The organism is Streptomyces sp. NPDC031670 (genome assembly GCF_055580545.1).
In genome coordinates this window covers 186,940-212,058 of sequence record NZ_JBVILC010000004.1, presented here as the reverse complement: position 1 = coordinate 212,058, position 25,119 = coordinate 186,940, and the positions used below count along the sequence as shown (strand labels likewise).

The 25,119-nt window shown below is 70.8% G+C and carries 17 protein-coding genes and 1 pseudogene; 11 read left to right on the top strand and 7 right to left on the bottom strand.

Annotation, left to right across the window (positions count from 1 at the left end):
* The first annotated feature begins 200 nt into the window (after nt 1-200).
* Both ACZ5ID_RS10440 and ACZ5ID_RS10435 read left to right on the top strand, forming a co-directional pair.
* Nucleotides 201-1,199, top strand: a complete 999-nt coding sequence (locus tag ACZ5ID_RS10440) for a pectate lyase family protein (RefSeq protein WP_468895589.1) — start codon at nt 201-203, stop codon at nt 1,197-1,199.
* Between the two features lie 83 nt (nt 1,200-1,282).
* The gene (locus ACZ5ID_RS10435; protein ID WP_468895586.1) at nt 1,283-2,137 is read left to right on the top strand and encodes a pectate lyase; all 855 of its coding nucleotides are present in this window, start codon (nt 1,283-1,285) and stop codon (nt 2,135-2,137) included.
* A 112-nt stretch (nt 2,138-2,249) separates the two neighbouring features.
* Here ACZ5ID_RS10435 and ACZ5ID_RS10430 read toward each other — a convergent pair whose 3' ends face one another.
* Complete coding sequence (locus ACZ5ID_RS10430; protein WP_468895584.1) at nt 2,250-2,714, bottom strand: Crp/Fnr family transcriptional regulator; 465 nt, start codon at nt 2,712-2,714, stop codon at nt 2,250-2,252.
* A 426-nt stretch (nt 2,715-3,140) separates the two neighbouring features.
* Between ACZ5ID_RS10430 and ACZ5ID_RS10425 the strand changes: the two genes are divergently transcribed.
* The gene (locus ACZ5ID_RS10425; protein ID WP_468895582.1) at nt 3,141-5,522 is read left to right on the top strand and encodes a phosphoketolase family protein; all 2,382 of its coding nucleotides are present in this window, start codon (nt 3,141-3,143) and stop codon (nt 5,520-5,522) included.
* A gap of 67 nt (nt 5,523-5,589) precedes the next feature.
* Here the strand turns inward: ACZ5ID_RS10425 and ACZ5ID_RS10420 are convergent, their stop codons facing one another.
* The gene (locus tag ACZ5ID_RS10420; RefSeq protein ID WP_468895579.1) at nt 5,590-6,285 is read right to left on the bottom strand and encodes an SDR family oxidoreductase; all 696 of its coding nucleotides are present in this window, start codon (nt 6,283-6,285) and stop codon (nt 5,590-5,592) included.
* A 135-nt stretch (nt 6,286-6,420) separates the two neighbouring features.
* On the opposite strand from ACZ5ID_RS10420, the gene ACZ5ID_RS10415 reads away from it, so the two are divergent.
* Together ACZ5ID_RS10415 and ACZ5ID_RS10410 are read left to right on the top strand one after the other, a co-directional pair.
* Nucleotides 6,421-7,263, top strand: a complete 843-nt coding sequence (locus ACZ5ID_RS10415; protein WP_468895576.1) for a LysR family transcriptional regulator — start codon at nt 6,421-6,423, stop codon at nt 7,261-7,263.
* A gap of 486 nt (nt 7,264-7,749) precedes the next feature.
* Nucleotides 7,750-9,678: pseudogene (locus tag ACZ5ID_RS10410) on the top strand (glycoside hydrolase family 3 protein); the annotation flags it as partial.
* 106 nt (nt 9,679-9,784) lie between these two features.
* Here the strand turns inward: ACZ5ID_RS10410 and ACZ5ID_RS10405 are convergent.
* Nucleotides 9,785-11,311, bottom strand: coding sequence for an alpha/beta fold hydrolase (locus ACZ5ID_RS10405; RefSeq protein ID WP_468895573.1), 1,527 nt, complete (start codon nt 11,309-11,311; stop codon nt 9,785-9,787).
* Between the two features lie 141 nt (nt 11,312-11,452).
* On the opposite strand from ACZ5ID_RS10405, the gene ACZ5ID_RS10400 reads away from it, so the two are divergent.
* Complete coding sequence (locus tag ACZ5ID_RS10400; protein ID WP_468895570.1) at nt 11,453-12,403, top strand: MerR family transcriptional regulator; 951 nt, start codon at nt 11,453-11,455, stop codon at nt 12,401-12,403.
* Between the two features lie 282 nt (nt 12,404-12,685).
* Nucleotides 12,686-13,585, top strand: coding sequence for a methyltransferase domain-containing protein (locus tag ACZ5ID_RS10395; protein ID WP_468895567.1), 900 nt, complete (start codon nt 12,686-12,688; stop codon nt 13,583-13,585).
* A 143-nt stretch (nt 13,586-13,728) separates the two neighbouring features.
* On the opposite strand, the gene ACZ5ID_RS10390 is transcribed toward ACZ5ID_RS10395, so the two are convergent.
* Nucleotides 13,729-14,604 carry a geranyl diphosphate 2-C-methyltransferase gene (locus ACZ5ID_RS10390; RefSeq protein ID WP_468895564.1) on the bottom strand — a complete coding sequence of 292 codons (876 nt, stop codon included), beginning with the start codon at nt 14,602-14,604 and terminating at the stop codon, nt 13,729-13,731.
* Between the two features lie 15 nt (nt 14,605-14,619).
* Nucleotides 14,620-15,912, bottom strand: a complete 1,293-nt coding sequence (locus tag ACZ5ID_RS10385; protein WP_468895561.1) for a family 2 encapsulin nanocompartment cargo protein terpene cyclase — start codon at nt 15,910-15,912, stop codon at nt 14,620-14,622.
* A gap of 864 nt (nt 15,913-16,776) precedes the next feature.
* Here ACZ5ID_RS10385 and ACZ5ID_RS10380 point away from each other — a divergent pair.
* Complete coding sequence (locus ACZ5ID_RS10380) at nt 16,777-18,189, top strand: family 2B encapsulin nanocompartment shell protein (protein WP_468895558.1); 1,413 nt, start codon at nt 16,777-16,779, stop codon at nt 18,187-18,189.
* Between the two features lie 145 nt (nt 18,190-18,334).
* Here the strand turns inward: ACZ5ID_RS10380 and ACZ5ID_RS10375 are convergent, their stop codons facing one another.
* A complete protein-coding gene (locus ACZ5ID_RS10375) occupies nt 18,335-18,805 on the bottom strand; it encodes a hypothetical protein (protein WP_468895555.1) in 471 nt (156 codons plus the stop codon).
* A 269-nt stretch (nt 18,806-19,074) separates the two neighbouring features.
* Between ACZ5ID_RS10375 and ACZ5ID_RS10370 the strand changes: the two genes are divergently transcribed.
* Nucleotides 19,075-19,743, top strand: coding sequence for an O-methyltransferase (locus ACZ5ID_RS10370; RefSeq protein ID WP_468895552.1), 669 nt, complete (start codon nt 19,075-19,077; stop codon nt 19,741-19,743).
* Nucleotides 19,744-19,929: 186 nt separating this feature from the next.
* Nucleotides 19,930-22,680 carry a discoidin domain-containing protein gene (locus ACZ5ID_RS10365; protein ID WP_468895549.1) on the top strand — a complete coding sequence of 917 codons (2,751 nt, stop codon included), beginning with the start codon at nt 19,930-19,932 and terminating at the stop codon, nt 22,678-22,680.
* Between the two features lie 125 nt (nt 22,681-22,805).
* Here the strand turns inward: ACZ5ID_RS10365 and ACZ5ID_RS10360 are convergent, their stop codons facing one another.
* Nucleotides 22,806-23,552, bottom strand: a complete 747-nt coding sequence (locus tag ACZ5ID_RS10360) for a class I SAM-dependent methyltransferase (protein WP_468895546.1) — start codon at nt 23,550-23,552, stop codon at nt 22,806-22,808.
* 562 nt (nt 23,553-24,114) lie between these two features.
* Between ACZ5ID_RS10360 and ACZ5ID_RS10355 the strand changes: the two genes are divergently transcribed.
* On the top strand, nt 24,115-25,023 hold the full coding sequence (locus ACZ5ID_RS10355) for a hypothetical protein (RefSeq protein ID WP_468895543.1): 909 nt from the start codon (nt 24,115-24,117) through the stop codon (nt 25,021-25,023).
* Nucleotides 25,024-25,119 lie beyond the last annotated feature (96 nt).

Here is a 25,119-nt window from a genome sequence, read left to right as displayed (position 1 = left end):
CATCAGTGTGACCCCGGTCGCCCGCCTGTGTGGCACGCGCCGAGAGAACGGCAGTTGCCGTGCATGGCCGCGATCAGAGCGCATCAGCTACTCGAACGACGTTCCGCACACTGAACTCCGTGCACCGCTGAGCAGTCGGGCTCCACCCCCACTCGCCCGTACCGACGGGCCCACATCCCGATCCGAAGGGACCCACCCGCATGCGCACGCACGCCCCCCACAAGCGTCCCCGCACCCTCCTTCTGGCAGCGACCGCCGTCGCCGCCACGGCACTGGCCGGGCTGCCCCAGTCCGCGGGTGCCGTCGGCACGGCACCCGCCGCCCGCGCCGTCGAAACCGCGCCCGTCGGCTTCGGCGCGGGCACCTCCGGCGGCGGCGCGGCGACACCTGTCACCGTGTCCACCCTCGCCGCCTTCAAGACCGCCGTCACCGGTGACACGGCCAAGGTCGTCAAGGTCAGCGGTCTGATCCCGCTCACCGGACAGATCGACGTCGGCTCCAACACCACGGTTCTCGGCGTCGGTTCGGCCTCCGGCTTCACCGGGGGCGGCCTGCGTGTGAAGCAGGAGACCAACGTCGTCATCCGCAATCTGAACATCAGCAAACCCGTGGCGCCAGCCGACGGCATCACCGTGCAGAAGTCGACGAAGGTGTGGATCGACCACAACACCTTCTCCTCGGACCGCGACCACGGCAAGGACCACTACGACGGACTGGTCGACATCACCCATGGCTCCGACTACGTCACCGTCTCCTGGAACACCTTCAAGGACCACTACAAGGGCTCCCTCGTCGGCCACAGCGACAAGAACGCCTCCGAGGATACCGGGCACCTGAGGGTGACGTACCACCACAACCACTTCAGCAACGTCAACTCGCGCATCCCCAGCCTGCGGTTCGGCACCGGTCACTTCTACGACAACTACGTCGAGGGTGCCGACACCGCCGTCCATTCCCGGATGGGCGCGCAGATGCTCGTCGAGAACAACGTCTTCCGTTCGACGAAGGTCGCCGTGACCACCAACCGGGACAGCAGCACCGACGGCTACGCCAACCTCCGGGGCAACGACCTCGGCGGCGCCGCGCTGGAGGTCTCCCGGACAGGCTCCTTCACCACCGCCCCCTACGCGTACACCGCCGAGCCCGCCTCCTCCGTCGTCACATCGGTGACCGCCGGAGCCGGGGCCGGAAAGCTCTGAGGCCCGAAGGCCCGGCAACGCAAGGGCAACGGCCAAGGACAACGGCCAGGGCAACGCTCAACGGCAACACAAGGAGACGAGAGATGACTTCACCAGCACGGACCCGCTCGCGCCACCCCCGCCGGGCGGTCCTCGGCGCGGGCGCCGCCGCCTTCGGTCTGGCGGCCACCGCGATCCTCACGGGCGCACTCACTGGAGCGGCGAACGCGGCCACCCCCATGCCCACCCCCGCGGCCTCCGCCGTGGCCGGCTGGCCGACTCCCGGCACGAGCAAGCCCGTCCCGGCGACCATCGAGGTCTCGGGTGCGTACGACGGCAAGATGCAGCGCTTCTACGGCAGCGGTGACCTCGGTGACGGTGGCCAGAGCGAGAACCAGTCACCGCTGTTCCAGCTGAAGGACGGCGCCGTCCTGTCCAACGTCGTCATCGGCGCACCCGCCGCCGACGGCATCCACTGCCTGGGGACCTGCACGCTCAAGAACGTGTGGTGGGAGGACGTCGGCGAGGACGCCGCCACCTTCAAGGGCAAGTCCTCCTCCGCCGTCTACCGCGTCGAGGGCGGCGGCGCCAAGAAGGCCTCCGACAAGGTCTTCCAGTTCAACGGCGCCGGCACCCTCACCGTGACCGGAGGGTTCCAGGTCGCCGACTTCGGCAAGCTCGTGCGCAGTTGCGGCAACTGCTCCACGCAGTACAAGCGCAAGGTGGTCGTCGACAACGTGGACGCCACCGCGCCCGGCAAGGCGCTGGTGGGCATCAACAGCAACTACGGAGACAGCGCCACCCTGCGCGCCGTCCGCATCCACGGCGACAGCAGCAAGAAGATCAAGCCGTGCGTGCGCTACGAGGGCAACAACACCGGGGCCGAGCCCAAGGTGCTCGGCAGCGGCCCGGACGGCACGTACTGCCGCTACTCGGCCGCCGACATCACGTACAACTGACGTCCGTACGCCGGTAGTCGACCCCGTCACCCCCCCCCACTCGCCGCCGCCCGGCCCGAATCAGGCCGGGCGGCGGCACACCCGTCGCGTACGGCAACGGCTTCGCATGCCCTCACAGCAGGCTGTCGCTGCCACTGCCGTGCGGTGCGTAAAGATCGAGCAACCGGATACGGGCCGCATGGAGGCGGTGGGCGAGGACGCGGCCCACCCACGCGCCGACCGCCGCGGAGAACGCGGTGTCGGCGTCCATCATGGCCCGCACGGCCGCCGCGTCGAACTCGTACGTGCGCACCGGCGTCATCGCCTCGGCGCCCAGCTGCCACACATACGGGCGGAACATCCACGACCAGCCCACCAGCTCGCCGGAGCCGAGCTGTCCGATCACGGCCGGGCGTCTGCCGGGTACGTGCATGTCGAGCGTCACGGTGCCGGAGCGCACGATCCAGAACCGGTCGGCGTGGCCGCCCTCGTTGAAGAGCCGCACTCCCGCCGAGAAGTTGATCTCGCGGGGAATGGTCATGAGGCGGTCGCGGTACTCGGCCGGAAGCGCTGTGGTGATCGAGGTCGGATTGCTCATGGACGGCCTCCCTGTCCGGATTCCCTTCCAGTGTCACCCGATCGCCGCTTCCGCGCGGCGTGGTGTCGTCGGCGAGCGGGAAAGGCCGGGCGCGGCGAGGAGCGAAGGCTCCGCCGACCCACCGGGATGATTTCAGTCGGTTATTAGGGCGGTACGCAGGGTGACGGCTTCCGCGGCCGGGTGCGAACCGCCCGCCCGCCGGGCAACGCCCATGGGGACGGTTGGCCCGGCCCCGGGGCCCGGTCAGCCCTCGCGGACGACGCGGGAATCCGGGAAGGTGGAGGACGTCCGCCCAGAGGCTCGCGGCACGGTCGGGAACGGAGGTCTGAAGGCCACCGCCTTGCCCGGGGGCGTCGCCGTCCTCTTGCCGGCCGTGCCGCCTCCACCGCCCGACGACCCGTCCCGACGACTTCTGGAGTCCCGCCCATGTCCACGGTCGAACACCAGGACGCCACCGTACTTTCCGACGACGAACTGCGCACCCTGGACGCGCACTGGCGCGCCGCCAACTACCTCGCGGCGGGGCAGATCTACCTGATGTCCAACGCGCTGCTCACCGAGCCGCTGAAGCCCGAGCACATCAAGCCCCGGCTGCTGGGTCACTGGGGCACCTCGCCCGGCCTGAACCTCGTGTACACCCATCTGAACCGGGTGATCAAGGCGCGCGGGCTCGACGCGCTGTGCGTGTGGGGGCCCGGGCACGGCGGCCCGTCCGTGCTGGCCAACTCCTGGCTGGAGGGCAGCTACAGCGAGACCTATCCGGACGTGCCGCGCGACGGCGAGGGGATGGCCCGGCTGTTCCGGCAGTTCTCCTTCCCCGGCGGGGTGCCCAGCCATGTCGCCCCCGAGACGCCCGGTTCCATCCACGAGGGAGGCGAGCTCGGCTACTCGCTCTCCCACGCCTACGGCGCCGCCTTCGACAATCCGGACCTGCTGGTCGCCTGCGTGGTCGGCGACGGTGAGGCGGAGACCGGACCACTGGCCGCCTCCTGGCACTCCAACAAGTTCCTCGACCCCGTGCACGACGGCGCGGTACTGCCGATCCTGCACCTCAACGGCTACAAGATCGCCAACCCGACGGTGCTCGCCCGTCTCCCGGAAGAGGAGCTCGACGCGCTGCTGCGGGGGTACGGGCACGAGCCCATCCATGTCGGCGGCGGCGACCCCCTCCAGGTGCACCTGGCCATGGCCCGCGCCCTCGACGACGCGCTGGACCGGATCGCCTCGAAGCAGCGGACCGCACGCGAGGACGGGTCCACCGAACGTGTGCACTGGCCGATGATCGTCCTGCGCACCCCCAAGGGCTGGACCGGCCCCGCCGAGGTCGACGGCGTCCCCGTCGAGGGCACCTGGCGGGCCCACCAGGTCCCGCTGGCCGGTGTCCGCGAGAACCCCGAGCACCTGCGGCAGCTGGAGGGCTGGCTTCGTTCGTACCGGCCCGAGGAGCTCTTCGGCCCGGACGGGCGCCCCGTCGCCGAGGTGCTCGCCTGCGTCCCCGACGGCGCCAAGCGGCTCGGCGCCACCCCGCACGCCAACGGCGGACTCCTCCTGCGGGACCTGCCCGTCGCGCCGCTGGACGACTTCGCCGTACCCGTCGACAAACCCGGCACCACCCTGCACGAGCCCACCCGTATCCTCGGTGACCTCCTCGCCCGGGTGATGAGGGACACCGGTGAGCGCCGCGACTTCCGGCTGGTCGGGCCGGACGAGACCGCCTCCAACCGGCTCCAGGCCGTCTTCGACGTCAGCGGCAAGGCCTGGCAGGCCGAGTACCTCCCGGTCGACGAACACCTCGACCACCACGGCCGGGTGCTGGAGATCCTGTCGGAACACACCTGCCAGGGATGGCTGGAGGGCTATCTGCTGACCGGCCGGCACGGGCTGTTCTCCTGCTACGAGGCGTTCGTGCACATCGTCGACTCGATGGTCAACCAGCACATCAAGTGGCTCAAGACATCCCGTGAACTGCCCTGGCGCGCCCCGATCGCCTCCCTCAACTACCTGCTGACCTCCCATGTGTGGCGCCAGGACCACAACGGTTTCTCCCACCAGGACCCCGGCTTCGTCGACCATGTCCTCAACAAGAGCCCCGAGGTCGTACGGGTCTATCTGCCGCCGGACGCCAACACCCTCCTGTCGGTCGCCGACCATGTGCTGCGCAGCCGCGACTACGTCAACGTCGTCGTGGCGGGCAAGCAGCCCTGCTTCGACTGGCTCTCCATGGAAGCCGCCCGCGCCCACTGTGCCCGGGGGGCGGGAACCTGGGAGTGGGCGGGCACGGAGAACGGCGGCGAGCCGGACGTCGTCCTGGCCTGCGCCGGCGACGTGCCCACCCAGGAGGTGCTGGCCGCAGCCCAACTGCTGCGCCGACACCTGCCGGACCTCGCCGTCCGCGTGGTCAACGTGGTCGACATGACCCGGCTCCTGCCGCGCGAGGAGCACCCGCACGGGATGAGCGACTTCGAGTACGACGGGCTGTTCACCCGGGACAAGCCGGTGATCTTCGCCTACCACGGCTATCCGTGGCTGATCCACCGCCTCGCGTACCGGCGCAATGGCCATGGGAACCTGCATGTGCGCGGTTACAAGGAGTCCGGCACCACGACCACGCCGTTCGACATGGTGGTCCGCAACGATCTGGACCGCTACCGGCTGGTCATGGACGTCATCGACCGCGTCCCCGGCCTCGCGGTACGGGCTGCCGCCGTACGTCAGTCGATGGCCGACGCCCGTACCCGCCACCACGCCTGGATCCGCGAGCACGGCACCGACCTGCCGGAGGTCGCGGACTGGACCTGGAACGCCTGACGCCCTGGCCGGGAGGGGGTGGCCTCGCGCGTCCCGGATCAGGAGCGCAGGTCACTCCCGCGCCCGGTTACCAGGGCACGACCTGCCCCTGGTGGTCCAGGAAGTGGAGGCCCGGCTTCCCCTGCTGGCCCTCGATCGTCTCCGCCACGCCGGGGACGCTCTCCTCGACGCTGAGCTCCGCTTCGGCGCCGCCGAGGCCGGTGCGGACCCAGCCCGGGTCCATGAGCAGCAGCGTCCGTGTGTCGTCGGCGCGACGGGCGGCGTAGCAGCGCATCAGCTGGTTCAGCGCGGACTTGCTGGCTCGGTACAGGTCCTGGCCGCCCCTGGTGTTGAGGGAGACGCTTCCCTGGTCGGAGGACATGACGCCGATGGTCCCCGTCGGTGCGACCAGCGGATGCAGGGTCTCCACCACGCGCATCGGGCTGAGCGCGTTGGTGATCATCACCTCGGTGAACATCTCCGTCGGTACCTCGCCGATCGGGATGTCGCCACGTGCGATGGCGGCGTTGACGAAGAGCAGGTCGAGGGTGCGCCGCTCCAGTCGGTCGCGCAGCGCCGAGATCTGATCCGGCTCGGTCATCTCCAGCGACTCGACGGTCAGCCGTCCCGCGGACGCGTCGGCCAGGTCGTGGAGAGCGGTGCGCCGGCTGCCCCGGACCGTACCGATGACGTCCCAGCCGCGGCGAAGGAACTCGGCGGCGAGCCCGAGGCCGATCGTCCGTGAGGCTCCGACGATGAGAGCGGTCCTACGGGTGTCGTTCATGTGATTCCTTGGATGGTCTGCGAGAGCTTGGTGAACGAACGTCGCGGCACGTGCGGCGAGCGGTACGGCTGCAAGTCTCCGAGCGGCCCGGGCGGGCGTCCAATACCCTTCGGGCCCGATTGATACCGTGACGGCATGGATCTGGATCTGCGAAAGCTCCGCTACTTCGTCGCGGTGGCCGAGCACCGGCACTTCGGCCGTGCGGCGCAGGCGCTGTTCATCGCACAGCCCGTCCTCAGCCGGCAGATCCGCGCGTTCGAGCAGGAGCTGGGGTGCGTGCTCCTCACGCGGTCCACGCGCAGCGTCGAACTGACTCCCGCCGGAGAGCGGCTGTATGACGAAGCGTCAAGGATCACGACCGTGGTGGACGTGGCGCTGCGGAGGGTGCGCGAGGCCGGGCGCGGCGAGCAGCGGCTCGTGGTCGCGTTCTCGGCCGGACTCCAGGTCTCGCATGCCATACGGGCGTTCACGGCGAGCCACCCGGACATCGAGATCGATGTCCTTCCGCTGCCCTGGCAGGAGCGCGACGCGCCGCTCCGCGACGGCCGCGCGCACGTGGCGTATCTCCGCGGCCCCTTCGACGACACCGGGCTGCGTACCGTCCCCATCGGCCACGAGACCAAGGTCGTATGCCTCCCGACGGCGCACCCCCTGGCGGGCCGCCCCGCCGTCACCTCGGCCGACCTCGACCGCGAGCCGATCCTCGACGTCAAGTCACGGCGGACCGCCTCACTGGACGAGAAGTTCGAGCTGATCGCCTCCGGCCAGGGCATCGCCCTCCTCCCGGTCAGCATCGCCCGCTCCTACTCCCGCCCCGACCTCGTCTACCTGCCCGTCGCCGACGCCGTGCCCGTCCCGACCTGCCTGGCCGTACCGGAGGGCGACCGCTCCCACCCCTTGGCGGATTTCCTGGACATCGCCACGACGGCACTGCGGCGACAGGCCGCTGATACGGAGTGGGAGTCCGAGGAGAGCTGAGGCAGACGAGCCGGCCAAAAGCTCTGCGTTTGACTGCTGAATTCATTGGGGCATCGCTCGTCGCCTGGCCGAGGCTCCCATGATCGGCCCTGCGCCCGCCGTCAGTGATCTTTACCCATTCACCCTTGTCAGGGGCGCGCCACTTTAACTTCGGAAACTGAACGCATGCACACTCCTTGACAGGTAATCAGCGTCACTGGCTTCATTTATTGCGGCGTAAGCGAGCTGGATGAGCTCGTGTGTCGCCGCACTGGTTCTTCCGTATCGGATGTATCAGATGTATCGGAGAGTGGCTCCGTGGCGCCCAGTCCCCTCGCGCGGTACCGAAAGATGCCGGACTCGGCGCAACCGCTTTCTGGGAGCGCTCCCTGACCTCAGTTCGACGGCGCCGCCCATCCCCAGGCGCGCCCTCCACCCCTCCTCGGAAAAGCGGCCACTCACAAGGAGCACCACGTGACCCATCAGCCCGTGCGCGGCCCGCTGCCGCACACCCGCACCACCCGCCGCCGACGTACGTCGGGCCTCCTGCTCACCGCCGCCGCACTCGTCGCCACCGCGATCCCGGCCGCTCCGGCCCTGGCCGCCCCGGACTCCCCGGCCACCGCCTCCCACGACCGGGCGCTGCCGTACCTCAACCCGGAGCTGCCCGTGGCGCGGCGCGTCTCCGACCTGCTCGGCCGTATGACGACGGCGGAGAAGATCGGCCAGATGACGCAGACCGAACGCGGTGCGGTCGACGCCGAACCCACCCGTATCACGGACCTCAACCTCGGCTCGCTGCTCTCCGGCGGCGGCTCCACGCCCACGCCCAACACGCCCGAGGCGTGGGCGGACATGGTCGACGGGTACCAGCGGCACGCCCTCGCGACCCGGCTGCACATCCCGCTGCTGTACGGGATCGACTCCGTACACGGGAACGGCAACCTGGTCGGTGCCACGATCTTCCCGCACAACATCGGCATGGGCGCCACGCGCGATCCCCGGCTGGTGGCCGAGGAGGAGCACATCACGGCCACCGAGACCCGGGCGACCGGCCCGCAGTGGGTGTTCGCGCCGTGCGTGTGCGTGGCCCGCGACGACCGGTGGGGCCGTACGTACGAGAGCTTCGGCGAGGACCCCGCCCTGGTGCAGCGGATGGAAAGCGCCATCGACGGCTTTCAGGGCACCCGTACGAAGGACCTGGCCCGCCCCGACCGGGTGCTCGCCACCGTCAAGCACTACGCCGGTGACGGCGACACCACCTACGGGACCTCCACCACCAACGACTACACCATCGACCAGGGAACCACCGTCACCAGCCACAAGCGCTTCGCCGCCGTGGACCTGGCGCCCTATGTCACCGCCGTCCAGGTCCATGACGTGGGCAGCGTCATGCCGTCGTTCTCGTCCGTCCAATGGACCGACGTGCCGGGCAGCAAGCCGGTGAAGATGAGCGCCAGCAAGGAACTGCTCACCGACGTCCTGAAACGGAAGATCGGCTTCGAAGGGTTCCTCATCAGCGACTGGGACGCCATCACCCAACTGCCGGGCGACTTCGCCACCCAGGTCCGCACCTCCGTCAACGCGGGCATGGACATGTTCATGCAGCCGTACAACGCCCCGCAGTTCGAGCAGGCCCTCACCGCCGAGGTCGAGGCCGGCCGCGTCCGGATGTCCCGCATCGACGACGCGGTGGCGCGCATCCTGCGGGCGAAGTTCCGGCTCGGCCTGTTCGAGCACCCGTACACCGACCGGGCCAACATCGATACCATCGGTTCCCCCGAGCACCGGGCGGTGGCCCGTCGCGCGGTCGCGGAGTCCCAGGTCCTGTTGAAGAACGACCACCACACCCTGCCGCTCAGGCCCTCCCAGAAGATCTACGTGGCCGGGGTCAACGCCGACGACCTCGGCAACCAGGCCGGCGGCTGGACCGTGACCTGGCAGGGCCAGTCCGGCAACACGGCCTTCCCGGGCACCACCATCCTGCGGGGCATCCAGCGCGAGGCCGAGAACGTCACCTACAGCGCCGACGCCGGCGCGCCCATGGCAGGACACGACGTCGGCATCGTCGTCGTCGGGGAAACCCCCTACGCGGAGGGCGTCGGTGACGTGGGCAACGGCGGCAACACCCTGAACCTCTCCGCCAAGGACCGGGCGAACATCGACCGCGTCTGCTCCGCGATCAAGACGTGCCTCGTCCTCGACGTCGCCGGGCGCCCGCAGATCATCACCGACCAGCTCCCCAAGGTGGACGCCTTCGTCATGTCCTGGCTCCCGGGCAGCGAGGGCGACGGGGTCGCCGACGTCCTGTTCGGCAAGCGCCCCTTCACCGGCAAGCTCCCCGTCACCTGGCCCCGCAGCGAGGCCCAGGAGCCGATCAACGTCGGTGACGCGGACTACGACCCGCTGTTCCCCTACGGGTACGGCCTGACCACCAGGCACTGACCTCGACGCGGCGAAGCACCCGCCCCGCCTCCTCGAAGCCGGCCGCGCCCCCTGTGGGCGCGGCCGGTGCCTTCGACGCGACGGCGAGGCCGGGCCGTCAGGCCCGCAGGTGAGCCAGCACCGAGCCCATCGCCCGGTCGACCGCCGCCCGCGCCTCGTCGCCGGGCAGCCGCGTCTCGAAGCCGTGGTGACCGTGGGGGACATCGACCACCTCCACGTCGGCACCGCAGTCCTCGGCGGCGGCCAGGAATTCCTCGACGGTCGCGGCGATCTCCGCCATCTCCAGGCCCACCCGGGTCAGCACGATGGGCAGGTCACCCGCGTCGGGCAGGGCCTCCACCGGGCGGAAGCGGCCCTCGCCGAGGCCCCAGTTCGGCAGCGGTGCCAGGACCGGATAGGTGGCCGCCACGCAGCGCAGCCACGCCGGACGCGCTCCCAGCCAGGGCGCGGAGAGCGGGCCGCCGCCCGAGAAGAACCACAGGGCGATACGGTCCGCGTCGACCCGGGGGTCGGCCCGTACCACCTCCACCGCCGCCGCGACGTCCGCCTCCGCGAGCGGGTAGTCGCTGACCGCGTGCAGCCGGTGGTCCAGCACCGCGCCCACCACTCCCTGACCCGCCGCGAGGCGCGCGTAGCCGGCGAACACCGGCCAGTCGCGCGGGGTGGGCCTGACGTCGGCGGGCACCGGGCCGCCGTGGACGAACAGCACCGCGGGCAGCGGTCCCGCTTCCGTGGCCTCGGGTACGTACAGATCCACGTGCCCGTTCCTCTCGCGCGGCACCTCGGGCACCGCCAGGGGAAACGGCCGCAGATACGAGGGGAGTTCGTCGCCCGCGGGCGTCAGCCGGTGACCCTCACCCGCGGACGCCGCCAGCAGCGCGTCGGCCAGCTCGCCGGGGCAGGAGAGCATCGGCCAGTGCCCGGTGGGCAGCTCGAAGAACGACACCCGGGGGTCGACCAGGGCCTGAAGGGCGGAGTGGCCCATGTTCACCATGTTCTGGAGCAGCTCGATGCCTCCGCCGTTGCCGCTGCACAGCACGGCGCTGGTCGGCACCGCCGCCACCGCGCCCGTCAGACGGAGCGGTTGCAGCAGTGTGCCGAGCGGTTGCGGCGCGGCGAGCCGGGTCAGCCGCTCCAGCGCCCGCCCGGAGACTCCGGCGGTGCTGCCCCACCGCCGCCACGCGACGGCGTCGGCCGGGGCGGGGAGCGTCCCGGTGGCCGCCTCGCCGCCCTGTTCGGCGAGCTTCGCCAGCTCCTCGCGCAGTGCCTGGTCGGGTACGGAGGCCAGGGCCGGCAGCCCGTCCATCGGCATGCCCGCGTCCACGTACACGATCCGTGAGACGCGCCCGGCACGCCGGTCGGCGGCGCCGAGCACGGGGTGGATGCCGTAGGCGTGGCCGACGAGCACGAGGTCCTGGTCCCCGGCGACGCGGTCGATCACCGCGAGCACATCGGCGATGTGCGTCTCCAGATCCGTGCCGGGACCGGCGGCCTCGCGGTGCTCACCGAGCCCCGTGAGGGTGGGCGCGTGCACCTCGGCGCCCGCCGCGCGCAGCCGCGCCGCCGTCTCCTCCCACACGTAACCGCCGGTGAACGTACCGGACACCAGGATGAACGCGGTCATGGATCTTTCCTCTCCTCTTGTTGCCGGAAGCCCCCGTACGCGGCGGTCCGTGCGGTCTGGGCGCGGACGGCACCCCCGTTGTCCTCGATCGGCCGTCCGCGCTCACCGGTACGGTAGGAACTCCCCCTGAGGGAGGTTCAAGTGCCGCTTTCCCCCGACGGCCTGTGGAGCATCGGTGAACTCGCCGAGCACGCCGGCGTCACCGTCAAGACCGTCCGCTTCTACTCCGACCGAGGCCTGCTGCCGGAGGCCTCCCGCAGCTCGGGCGGACACCGCCGCTACGGCCCGGCCGCGCTGGACCGGCTGCGGCTGATCCGTTCGCTGCGCGCGCTCAACCTGCCGCTGCCCGAGGTGCGGCGGATCCTCGACGAGGACGACGGTACGGGCGGCCAGGCGCTGGAGGCGGCCGTCGCCGGGCAGCTGCGCCAACTGGGGGACGACATCCGGGCGTTGCGGTGGCGCGAGGCGGGTCTGCGGCTCATCCAGGAGTGCGCGCCGCAGGAGCGCGCCGACCGGCTGCGGCTGCTCGGCGCGGTGGCCGCCCCGCCGAGCACGGACCCGCTGGCGCGGTTCTGGCGGGCCTGGCTGCCGCCCCGGATGCCGGCCCGCGCCCGTTCGGCGTTCCTGGACGTGGCGGTCCCGGCACCGCCCGACGACCCGGGCCCCGCACAAGTCCTGGCCTTCGCCCGGCTCAACGCCTTCGTGACCCGGCCGTGCCTCGCGGGCGAACCCTGCCAGCCCGAGGCGCACACTTCCGCACCAAACTTCCGCCCGGACGTGCTGTACGCGGGTCTGGCCGAGGCGTACGAGCTCGCGGGCGCGCAGCTGCGACGGGGGCGCGCCCCGCGCGCGGGAGAGGCGCTGGACTGCTTCGTGGCGGCCTACGCGGCCTCCCGGCACACCCGGGACACCCCGTACTTCCGTCGCGCCCTGGGTCCCAGCCTCGCGGCGGACCCGCGGATCGACCGCTACTGGGAGCTGGTGGCCGAGGTCACCGGCCCCGGAGACGGCAGACCGGTGGCGACCCCTGGCGTGGCACACGACTGGCTGCTCGCGGCGCTGACCGCGCAGACGGCCGAGGCGGCTGCGTGAGGAAGGGGCCCGGGAACGAGGCGCGGTGTGCCTGCCCGGGAATCGGTGGCGGCCTTCCCCGCCGCCTGGATCCGCCTCCCCGCGCGGGGGTACCGTCCGCGTAACACGACGGCTGCGAGACCGAGTTGGCCGTCCCCTCGGAAAGGAGACGTTCATGGGCAGTCGTCAGGACTCGGACGGCCAGGTGGGCGGCCCGCACAGTTCACCGGGTGATCCGGGCAATCCCGCTCCGGAGCCCGAACCCAGTCCGCCGGCGGAAGACGACTAGGCGGATACGCCGGTATGGCGAGCCCGCTCGACCCCCGGGAGCTGCGCGCGCGCTGCGCGGCCGAACTCGACGGGAAGGAATTCGGCCACTTCCATGAGCGGCCCTGGCTGCGCGCCGCGTTCCTGACGGTGCCGCGCGAGCACTTCATACCCGACCAGGTGTGGTGGCCCTACCCCGGTGAGGACGGACTGCACCCGGTCATCGACCGTGCGCGGCGGCCCCGTTCATGGCTGCGGGCCGTCTACACGGCGCAGGCGTCACTCATCACCCAGGTCGCGGACGGGCGCGTACGACCTCAGGACGGTCCGACCCGGGAGGCGTTCACCTCCGCCGCCTCGTGCCCGGCCGTCGTGGTGGACATGCTGCACCACCTCGACCCCGGCCCCGGCGACACCGCCCTGGAGATCGGCACCGGCACCGGCTACAGCACCGCCGTGCTGGCCCAGCGGGTGCCCCCCGAGCAGCTCACCACGGTGGAGATAGACCCCTACCTGGCCGACCTGGCCCGGGACAGGCTCGCCCGGCTGGGACTGCGGCCGGCGGTCGTCTGCGCGGACGGGGAGGAGGGCCACCCCCAGCGCGGCCCCTACACGAGAATCATCTCGACCGCCGCGGTACGCCGCGTCCCGCAGGCCTGGCTGGACCAGGCCGCACCCGGCGCCGTCGTCGTCACCCCGCTCAACGGCCCCTTCGGCCACGATGCCCTGCTGCGGCTCGTCGCCGACGGGGAGGGCGGCGCCCGGGGCCGGCTCGTGACGGGCGTCGCGTTCATGAAGATGCGCGGACAGCGGGACGAGCGCCCCTACGCGGAGCTGGGCTGGCCGACGGTGAGGGGGGCGTGGCCCGCCTACAGCGAGGTCGAGTACCGCGTCACCATAGGCGGCGGACGCCAGCAGATCCTGCTCATGGAGTGAGGAACGCTCCTCACATCGACCCACGCCTCTCCGCGACCCGCTCGACCCTCACGGCCCCCCGGGGCGCACACGAGGGCGGGCAGGTGGTGAGTGTGCCCGCCCTCGCCGGGCGCGGGAGGCCCGGTCCGCCGGTCGCCGGTCGGTCAGACCCGGTCGGCCGCGATCAGGAGGTACTGGAAGGAACCGTCCTTGTAGGAGTTGAGGAACGCCTCCTCGATGCCCGTGGTCAGGGATGAGGTGGCGCGCAGCTCCCAGTAGGGCAGGGTCGCCGGTGTCAGATCGGTGATCGTCTGCGGCACGAGACGGTTGTCGGCCATGGCCCGCAGGTATTCACGGCGCGAGTGGATGTTGCATTCGAAGTGCGCGTTGATCTGTGACACCCACTTGGAGGGCTGCCCGTAGACGGGGTTCCAGCACCCGGTGATGGTCACGTACCGGCCGCCGGGGGCCAGGACGCGGGCGTGTTCGGCGAAGAGGTCGTGCAGGTCGACGTACATGCTCGACTCGTTGTTCCACGAGGCCGCCGCCTGCCCGTTCGTGAAGGGCATGTCGAGCATGTTGCGGACATGGGCCCGTACGGACCCGTCGATGCCGAGCTCGCGGGCGCGCTGGTTGGCGAAGTCGGCCTGCTTGGTGGAGAGGGTGACGCCCTGGACCGAGCAGCCGAAGCGCTGATGGGCCATCACCATGGAGCCACCGCGCCCGCAGCCGGCGTCCACGAGCAGCGCGTCCGGCTGGATGGGGCCGAGGTGGTCCAGGAGCAGATCGGCCTGGGCGGACTCCAGCCGGTGCAGTTCGGCGATGAGTTTCGTCTCGCGGTCGCTGTCCGTGGGGTGGGTGAGCGCGGACTCGTCGACGGCCCCGATGCCGTAGTGGTGGTGGTAGAGGCCGTCCACGTCGCCCAGGCGCAGGTTCACCGGCCGGGCCTCGTGGTCCCAGTAGCGGGCGATGTCTCCCTGGTAGGGCGTCGCCGGGTGGGGAATGGCCGCGGCGGTGGCGGCTTCGGCTGTCTTGGGCACGATGGGTCTCCTTGGTTACCAGAAATCGGGCAGGCCGTAGCGGTAGGTGTTGGTCTGGTGCCAGTGGTGGTTGCCGTCGACCCACGCCGCCACACCGCGCAGGAAGCGGGTGACCTGGGGAACGGGGCAGGCGAGCGCCAGGGCGGCGGCCTCGGCCTCGAAGGCGTGCATCAGGTCGTTGTGGATCCCGATGGCCTTGAGGTACGCGTCGCGCTCATCGAGGTCCTCGCGCTCGGCGAGCACCACGGGCAGGTTCATGTGCCGGCCGGGGGCGGCGAGTTCCTTGGTGTACGAGTAGAGGTCGTTGACGATGGTGGTGGCGTTGGAGGCGAGGGCGATGACCCGCTGCATGGCCGGCTGGGCGTGCAGGTCGGCGGGCAGTTCGTAGCCCCCGACCGTGTCGGTAATGGTGGGACAGGGGCGGAAGTTGTTGAACTGCCGCATGGCCAGGTACTCCCACACCTCGGGCACGTACTCCGTCTGTGCCCAGGCGGCCTCGGCGAGGTACCCCAGGTGCAGACGGGCCATGTCGTGCCGGAAGCGGTCGGCCTGGGACGCGCTGGCGGCCTGGAGGAGGTAGTCCATGGCCGAGCGGTAGGCCCGGCGCGGGGCGTCGCTGTGGAGGGAGTCCGCCCAGGGCGCCTGGTACTCCTGCGCGGTGTGGAGCGGGTCCAGCGCGGTGTGCGCCAGCAGCAGGCGCCCGCCGAGTCCGACGGGTGAGCCACCGTGGTCCTCGCAGTAGCAGTCGTCCACCGCGTTCTCCGCGGCCATCAGCCGGGTGGCGACCATCAGGTGCTCGATGGTGGGGGCGTCGGGATGGCAGGCGACCATGTATCTGCCCAGGGAGAAACCGTCGAACTGGTCCTCCCACTCGGGCGGGTACAGCTCGACCTCGTCCACCGCCCAGTCCTTGATCCTCCGGCTGACCTCCGCCACCCGCGCCGCGTCGGGTTCGGGTACGGGGTGGTAGTAGAGGCCCGGGATCTCCCGGCACGGTGTCGGGGGCTGCGCGCGCGCCAGCCGCAGGCCCGTGGTGCCCAGACCGTTCGGCCCGCTCAGCACACGTTCCCAGGCGTCGCGTTCCGGCGCGGGGTCACCTCGCGCGTCGTCCTCGCACGCCGTCTCGGTCCCGGGGATGTGCGGCGCCGAGCCGTCCCCCTCCGGAGCGGGGGCCGGGTCCTGGACGCAGGCCGCCGCCGCGTCCTCATGGCAGCCGCCCGCGTCTGGAGGTGCGTCGCCGGGTGGGGCCGACGGTGCCATGGCCCGGGGGCCCACTGTCGGCACCGAGTAGAGCGGGGGACCGGGCATCCATGACTCCTTGGGTGGGTGGACGGGTGTGAGCACGCCGAGAGCGCCCGGAAGGGCCGGGCCGTCGTGGGCGCGTGCGTGGGTGACCGGCGCCTGGAAGAGGGGCACCGAAAGGGCAGGTGCCCGCGGGGTCCCGGCGCGCGGGACGGAACGTGGGTGGACGCATGAGGAGCGGCCCGGCGAACGGTCAGGGGCAGGCGGATTCCCGCATCCTCAAGGCGGATGTGCCGGAGTCGGGGAATGCCTGTGCACCCTCGCAGGTCTGTCTGGGCTGCGGGCGCGGTTTCGGCCGCATGCTGGTGTCCGCACTCGTCCGGCTGGTGTCCACGGTCATCGCTGGGTCATTTCTACGGTATCGGCGGCGAAGGGGACGCAGGTATACGGGCATTGCCCGTTCACACCTGGCACCGCGAGAAAGGGAAGGAAAGAGGGCGCGGCTGGAAGCCTTCCTTCCAGATCCAGGTACGAGGGTAGGACGGTTTAGCGAACCGGCGGGCCGAGAAGGCCGGTTGTCATTCGATATGGTGACGCCGGCCCCGGCGGGTTTGCCGCGCGTACACCTGCGCGGACCTGCGGTTCCGGCGCGCTCGTGACGGGCTCGCCGCGTCTGCTGGGCCGCACGGTGAGCGTGACACGCTACGGACGTGGCGTGAGCGGCGCAGCCTCACCGAATTCCATAGGGGTACGAGCGTCCCCTTCTCACACCCCCTTCCGGCAGCTCGTGCTGGGGCGTGGGAAATTGGCCAAATTCCGTTCCAGTCCGCCGGGTTGGGTAAATCCTTGCACTCGTTCGTGTAGTAGCGAATTCCCTTACTTGCGGTCAGGCTGTCCCTGACTGTTCTCCGTTCGAAGGAAGGACCCTCAATGTCGGTTGATGCAAGTCCGCAGGAGTCGGTGGACCGGGAATGCGAACAGCAAAGTCTCGGTACCGCCGCCGCGCGGAATCTGGCGACCACCACCAAGTCCGTTCCCCAGATGCAGGAGATCAGCTCCCGGTGGCTGCTGCGGATGCTGCCGTGGGAGCAGGTCCAGGGTGGTACGTACCGGGTCAACCGGCGGCTGAGCTACTCGGTGGGTGACGGGAAGGTCACCTTCGTGCAGACCGGTCGGCAGGTCGCCGTGATCCCCGCCGAGCTGGGAGAGCTGCCCGCGCTGCGCGGCTTCGAGGACGAGGCCGCGCTGGAGGAGCTGGCGAACCGCTGCGAGCAGCGCGAGTTCGCCGCTGGGGAAGTCCTGGCCACCCGGGGCGATCCGGTGGACACGGTGTATCTGCTGGCCCACGGCCGGGTGGAGCGCGTCGGTCCGGGTCCCTACGGCGGCGAGGCGGTGCTCGGTGTCCTGGCCGACGGGGCGTACTTGGGCGAGCAGGCGCTCGTCTCGTCCGACGCCACCTGGGAGGCCTCGGTCCGCGCGGCGACGGACTGTACGGTGCTGGAGCTGCGGCGGGCCGACGTGCTCAACCTCGCCGAGCGCGCCACCTCCCTGAACGACCATCTGACCGCCTACGCGGCCATCCCCAAGCAGCGGACCAACAAGTACGGCGAGGCCGCGATCGATCTGTCGGCCGGCCATGTCGGCGAGGCCGTGATCCCGCACACCTACGTGGACTACGAGGGCGCCCCGCGCGAGTACGAACTCTCCGTCGCCCAGACCGTGCTGAAGGTCCACAGCCGGGTCGCGGACCTCTACAACCAGCCGATGAACCAGACCGAGCAGCAGTTGCGGCTCACCGTCGAGGCACTGCGCGAGCGCCAGGAGGACGAGCTCGTCAACAACCGCGAGTTCGGCCTCTTGGCCAACTGCGACTACGGGCAGCGCATCCAGCCGCACGACGGGGTACCCAGCCCCGACGACATGGACGAACTGCTCTCGCGCCGCCGCGGCAACAAGTTCTTCCTCGCCCACCCCAAGGCCATCGCCGCCTTCGGCCGTGAGTGCAACAAACGTGGTCTGGTCCCGGAGTCGGTGGACTTCGGCGGCCACCGGCTGCCCGCGTGGCGCGGAGTGCCCATCTTCCCGTGCGGCAAGATCCCCCTCTCTCCCGAGCGCACCACCTCGATCATCTGTATGCGTACGGGCAAGGAGGAGCAGGGGGTGATCGGCCTGCGGCAGGAGGGGATCCCCGACGAGATCGAGCCGGGCCTGTCGGTGCGGTTCATGGGCATCGACGAGCAGGCGATCATCTCGTACCTGGTCACCGCCTACTACTCGGCCGCGATCCTCGTCCCCGACGCCCTGGGCATCCTGGAGAACGTGGAAGTCAGCCGCTGGCACTGACGGCCGCCTGCCGGTCGGACGCGTCGATCCCGGCCCGTCATGTCCGGGCCGGGATCGCTTCCGGACGACCGGCGCGCGCACAGCGCCGTGACGCGCGCCGTGTCCGGAACGGCTGCGGCATGCCGCGGACAGGGGCCTCGCGCGGCTACTGAGCCGCGCGGGCGGCGGTCTCGGCGGCCTTCAGGGCGTCGACGGTCTTGAGCAGCTCCGCCAGCGTGGCCGGGGGGACCAGCTGGCTCGTCGTCGTGGCCTGGTCGTTGAGCGCGCTGGTCGTCGCGGGGGGCTTGGCCGACGACAGGTTGCCGAGGAGGCCGCTCAGTACGTTCTGCAGGGTCTTGACCAGGCCCGTCACGATCGACACCAGCCCGCCACCGCCGTCGTCGGCCGGCGCCGCGGGCGCGGTCTGCGGTGCGAGCGGGCTCTGTGTCTTCCCCTGGGTTACCGGCGCCGTCACCGGTCTCGTCGGGACCGCCGATACGGGCTGGTCCATGGGCAGGGCCGCGGCCGTGGCCGGCTGCGGGGTGTCGGCGCCGGGACGCGGGACGGCGGCGGCCGAGGCGACCGGGGTGAGGGCAAGCGCCGCGGTCAGGGCGGCAGCGGTCCATGTGGCACGCATCAGAGACGGTTCTCCTGTTCGAGAGGCGGTGGATCGGGGAGACTGGCGTGACGCCGCACTTCCTCGTCCACACCGTGCGGCACGGCCACCACCTCAGCCACCGCTCCTACGCCGAATGCGTAGCGTCACCCCCGCCTGGACCATCGTTCGGGTGGTGCCGGCCGACCTCGGGGGATCGGCGGGGCCCTTCTGCGAATCGTTGACAGCCGCCCGAGGGCCCGTAGTAAGTTCCTTGATGAAACTTAGTAGGTATCGAAAAGGAACTCACTATGTCCCAGCAGACCTGGACCGCGGTCGACGACTACTTCAACGGCCTCCTGGTCGACGAGGACGAGCCGCTGCTCGCAGCCGCGACGGAGAGCGACTCGGCCGGGCTCCCGCCCCACCAGGTCGCGCCCAACCAGGGGAAGCTGCTCCACCTGATCACCCGGCTCCGAGGCGCGCGTACCGTGCTGGAGATCGGCACACTCGGCGGATACAGCACCATATGGCTCGCCCGGGCCCTCCCGGACGGCGGACGCCTGGTGACGCTGGAGGCCGATGAGCGGTATGCCGCCGTGGCGGCCTCGAACATCGCGCGCGCCGGACTCGACCACGTCGTCGACCTGCGCGTCGGCAAGGCCATCAACTCGCTTCCCCAGCTCGCGCGGGAGGGCGCCGGCCCGTTCGACCTCGTCTTCATCGACGCGGACAAGCCCTCCAACCCCGACTATCTGGAGTGGGCCCTGAAGTTGACGCGGCCCGGCAGCGCCATCATCGGCGACAACGTCGTCCGCGACGGCGCGGTCACCGATCCGGCCAGCGCCGACCCCCGCGTCCAGGGCGTCCGCCGCTTCACCGAGCTCATCGCCGCCCACCCGCGGCTCACCGCCACCACGGTGCAGACCGTCGGCTCCAAGGGGTACGACGGCTTCACACTCGCCCTCGTCACCGACTGACGCTGCGGCAGCCGAGCCGACCACCGTCACGCCTCTCCGCCGCACCCGCACGCCCCGTCTGGCGGAAGCCTTCACGTTCCCCCCATTCCTTCGACACTTGACCGGTAATGCACGCCTATTGACGTGGATCGTTCAGGAAATTTATGGTCCCAGGACCTCGCAGTCGAACCAGAGTGACGGAGAACAATGACGTACTCCCTCGGCGTACGGCCTCGTGCCGCCCGACTGACCGCGGTGCTGCTGGCCGGATCACTTGTCACCTCCGCCCCGGCCGCGGCCTCGCAGACCGCGCGTAACACCTCCGTCTCGGACGCGACCTGCCGCAGCGGCGCGGGCTGGACGCTCGACGCCACCCGGATCGATACGGCCGACAGCCATCACGCCTTCGTCGGCAACGGCTATCTGGGGCAGCGCGTGCCCCCCAACGGCGCCGGATACGCCGACAGCGAGGCCAAGACCGGCTGGCCGCTGTTCACCCCGCGCTACGACGGCTCCCTCGTCTCCGGTCTGTACGCGCACAACAAGCGGACCGCCGGCGACCGGCAGGCCGTCGCCGCGCTGCCCAACTGGACCGCGCTCACCCTCAGCACCGGCGGAGCGCGGGGAGACACCTTCAACTCTTCGACGCCGTCCGGCCGCGTCTCCCACTACCGCCAGTCGCTCTTCCTCCACTGCGGACTGGTCCGGACCTCGCTGACCTGGACGGCCGCCGACGGCCGCAGCACCGACCTCGTCTACGAGGTCCTCACCGACCGCGCCGACCCGCACGTCGGTGCCGTACGTATGAGGATGACGCCGCACTGGAGCGGCCGAGCCACCGTCACCGACATGCTGGACGGTCGCGGCGCGCGCCGTATCTCGCAGACCGGCGGCGGTGACCGGAGCGGTGGCTCCCGCGCCGGCCGCACCGCGCCCACCATGGACGTCGCCTTCCGTACGGACGGTACGAACGTGAACGGAGCCGTCGCCTCGACCCTGCGTGCCGGGAGCGGGGTACACGGCGCCGAGGGCCAACCGGCGTCACCGGCCAAGCAAATGACTTCTCGTCAGTCCCTCACTGTGCCGGTCCGCAGCGGGCGGTCCTACGACTTCACCAAGTACGTCGGCGTCGACACCGCGCTCACCTCACGCGCACCGCGCAACGACGCCACCACCACCTCGCGGCGCGCCGCCGGGCGCGGCTGGGACGCCCTGCTGCGCTCCCACACCGCCGCCTGGGCCCGCCTGTGGCGAAGCGACATCGAGGTGCCCGGGCAGCCCGAGATGCAGACATGGGTGCGCTCCGCCCAGTACGGCCTGCTCTCCAACACCCGGGCAGGCGCCGCCAACAGCATCGCCCCGGCCGGGCTGACCAGCGACAACTACGCCGGCCTCATCTTCTGGGACGCCGAGACCTGGATGTACCCGGGCCTGCTCGCCACCCGGCCCGAGCTCGCCAAGTCCGTGCTCGACTACCGCTACCGGACCCGGGCGGGCGCGCGCGAGAACGCCCGCAAACTCGGCTACCAAGGTCTCTTCTTCCCCTGGAACAGTGGAAGTTCGGGGAATCTGGCCCAGGAGTGCCACAGCGTGGACCCGCCGCACTGCCGCACTCAGATCCACCTCCAGTCCGACATCTCCCTGGCCACCTGGCAGTACTACCTCGCCACCAAGGACACGAGCTGGCTGCGTGAGCGCGGCTGGCCGGTGTTGCGGGGCATCGCCGAGTTCTGGGCGGGCCGTGTCAGCGCCAACGCGGACGGCAGCTACTCGATCAAGGACACGGCCGGCCCGGACGAATACAGCAACGGTGTGGACGACGCGGTCTTCACGAACGCCGGAGCCGCCACCGCCCTGCGCCACGCCGCCCGCGCCGCCGAACTCCTCGGCAAGCGCGCCCCCGCCGAGTGGAAGACGATCGCCGACCGCATCCGGATCCCCTACGACGCACACGACAAGGTCTTCCAGCAGTACGACGGCTACCGCGGCAGCACCATCAAGCAGGCCGACACCGTCCTGCTGATGTACCCGCTGGAATGGCCGATGCCCAAGGGCGCCGACGCGGCCACCCTCGACTACTACGCGCAGCGCACCGACCCGGACGGCCCGGCCATGACGGACTCGGTGCACGCCATCGACGCCGCCGGGATCGGTGAGCCGGGCTGCTCCACGTACACCTATCTGGAGCGTTCCATCAGGCCGTTCGTCCGCGGCCCCTTCGCGCAGTTCTCGGAGGCACGCGGCGACAAGGCGGGCGCCGAGGACCCCCTGGCAGGCTCACCCGCCCATGACTTCCTCACCGGCAAGGGCGGCTTCCTCCAGGTCTTCACCAACGGCCTGACCGGTATGCGGATGCGTGAGGACCGGCTGCACCTCGACCCGATGCTGCCCCCGCAGTTGGAGCGGGGTGTCACCCTGCGCGGTCTGACCTGGCAGGGACGCACCTACGACATCGAACTCGGCGCCCACCGCACCACCGTCCGCCTCACCGGCGGCGCGCCGATGACGCTCGACACCCCCCAGGGGGAGCAGATCGTCAGCAAGGGCGCCCCGGCCGTCCTCAAGACCCGCCGCCCCGACCTCACCCCCACCACCAACGCGGCCCGCTGCACGACCGCCACCGCCTCCTCCCAGCAGCCCGGCATGTACGCGGGCGCCGCGGTGGACGGCAACACGGCAACGGCCTGGGTCCCGGACAGTGCGAACGGCCGACTGACGACGGACCTCGCCCGGCCCGTCCGCGTCAAGAGCGTCACCCCCACCTGGAACACCACCAAGCCCGTCGCGTACAGCATCGAGCTGTCCCTCGACGGCCGGCACTGGAGGCGGGCCGTGAAGGACGACGTACGACTGGCACGGTACGTACGGGTCACGGTGCGGGGCGACGCGAAGGCGAAGGAGCACCCGGGCATCGCGGAGCTGACGGTGAACCGGGCGGGGGCGCCGGGGGAGAGGTGAACCCCACGGCTCCCGCACCGACCGGCTTACCCGACCCTCCTGCCGCCTCGGGGTGACCGAGGCGGCAGGTGCCGGCGGATCGGTGAAACCCGCCGATCCGCCGGGTCGCTGCCCGGATGCGCTGGTCAGGCGCGGCAGCGCAGCATCTCCAGCGGCGGGTTCGCGAGCAGGTCGGCCCAGAAGTCCTCGCCGAACTCACGGATGCCGGCTTCGGAGATCCGCAGGGGCACCCACTCCAGCGCGCTGAACCCGGCCGCCCGCAGACACTCCTCGTAGACCTCGCGGCGCGGGGCCGCGACGAGGATGGTGACCGGCTCCGGGTCGAGGAGAGCGGTGACCCGCACCCTCGGCCCCGTCTCGGTCTCCTCACCGGTGGGCTCGCAGCGGAACCCGTACTTGTCCAGAGGCGGACGGTTGAACCGGTAGTCGGGGTTCTGGCAGAGCATGTAGAACGCTCCTCCCGCCACCAGGTTCCGGTGGATGGCGCGGCACATCCGCTCCATCTCCGCGTTGTCCCCGGCGTAGTTGAGGCACTGTACGGCCAGGGCCATGTCGAAACGCCGTTCCAGCTTGGGCAGTTCGGCCACGTCACCGACCTCGTAGCGCACCCCGAGCGGCTCACCCTGCTCGGTCCTGTGCGCGACGGCGATCATCTCGCCGGAGATGTCGACACCGAAGACGTCCGCGGCTCCGCGCCGCTTGAGCTCCCTGCTGTAGAAACCGGTGCCGCACGCCAGGTCCAGAACCGACTTGCCGCCCACGTCCCCGACCAGGCCAAGGAAGCTCGGCACCTCCCCGTAACGCATCAGCGGCAGGGACTTGAACCCCTCGAACGCCTCGCCGATCCGGTCGTACTGCTGCTGCACGCTCATGTGCCGCCCCCTCGTGTGGATCACACCCGTATGGATCGTGGATCGTCCCGCACGCGACCGCACCGGCCCTCCGGAACGAGAGGATCAGCGGGCCACGCTCGTGGCAGAAAGTCTGCTCCCGGCTGGTCCCGGGGCCGTACTGGCAGATGCCACAGAGAAGTTGGGTGGGTGGACCTCGTATCAACCAACACCTCTCACGGGGCGAGGAGTGCCGACACGGGCGGGCGCGGACGGCCGGGGGACGGCCCGCGACGCGGCGGCCGGTGCTCCGGCCGCGAGGTCTGCCATGGCAGGTCATGGGGCCCGCCCCGCATCGAGATGCGGGGCGGGTCCGGGCGGCGCACGATGGGAGGTGGACGTCTGTGTACGAGCGCCGGCGCGAGCCTGCGGCGGGCTCGGTGGCGTTGACAGGCCGGGCCGACATCGGCGCCGAGGGCGGGGCGGCGACGCGCGTGAGTGCGTCAGTGCGCGTCCGTCTTCCTTCAGACCGTGCATGGCCGGGGCCGGGGTTCCGGGGCGCCCCGACGCCGCACGTACCCGGTGCGAGGAAATGGGGAAAGCCATGAGGAAAGCCCTGGTGGCCGCGCTCACCGCGGTCACTTCCGCCACGGCCGTGCTGCTGGCCGGCCCGGTGTCGCCCGCGAGCGCCACCTCGTCGTACTGCGATCAGACGAGGCCGAGCAGTTCGATCCTCTTCTACAACGCCGACAGCGGCTCGGCCGCCACCGGCACTCTCTCCGCCGGTCACTGGCAGGAGAAGGCGGAGTTCGACCTCCCGACCGGGTACACGCACGGCGCGGCGAGCCGCGACACGTTGGTCCTCTACAACAAGGACACCGGGGCCGGGGAGGTCGGCACCCTCAGGGGCGGCCGGTACCACCGCACCCAGTCCTACGACGACTTCTCCACCGACTGGACCTTCGTCAAGGCGTCCGGCGACTCCGTGCTCTTCTACAACGGGGACACCGGCCGCGGCGTCACGGGCACCCTCAAGAACGGCACGTACCGGGAGATGCGTCAGTACGACAACTTCAGCACGGGCTGGGGGACCATGGCCGCCTCCTGCGACACGCTGATCTCCGCGGCCAGGCACGGTTCGGGTGACTCCCCCTGGAGCAACGTGGGCTACGGCACCCTCACGGGCGGCGTCTACCACGACAAGGGCGGCATCCCGAGGACCGACTTCCTCGGGGAGCTGACCGCGACCAAGGACTCCGTGCTGTCCCTGGCGAGGACCGACGACGCACTCCAGTTCCGGGTGTCCAGGGCGACCAACGGCTCGGGCGTCCACTTCAACAGGATCGGCACCTCCGGCATCTGGGAGAAGGAAGGTCGTACCTCCGACAGCCTGTTCTTCTACAAGGACGACGGCACGGCGTGGACATCGACGCTGTCCCACGGCCATTACGCCAACGTCGGTTCGCTCGCACAGGTGTCGTCGGGCTGGACGCTGATCGAGGGCGGCGTCTGACGCCGTGGTGCATGATCCGCACATGCCCGACACGCGATGGACCACGGAACGGCTTTCGTCTCGTACTGCCAGTACTCCCTGGATACGTCTGACGAC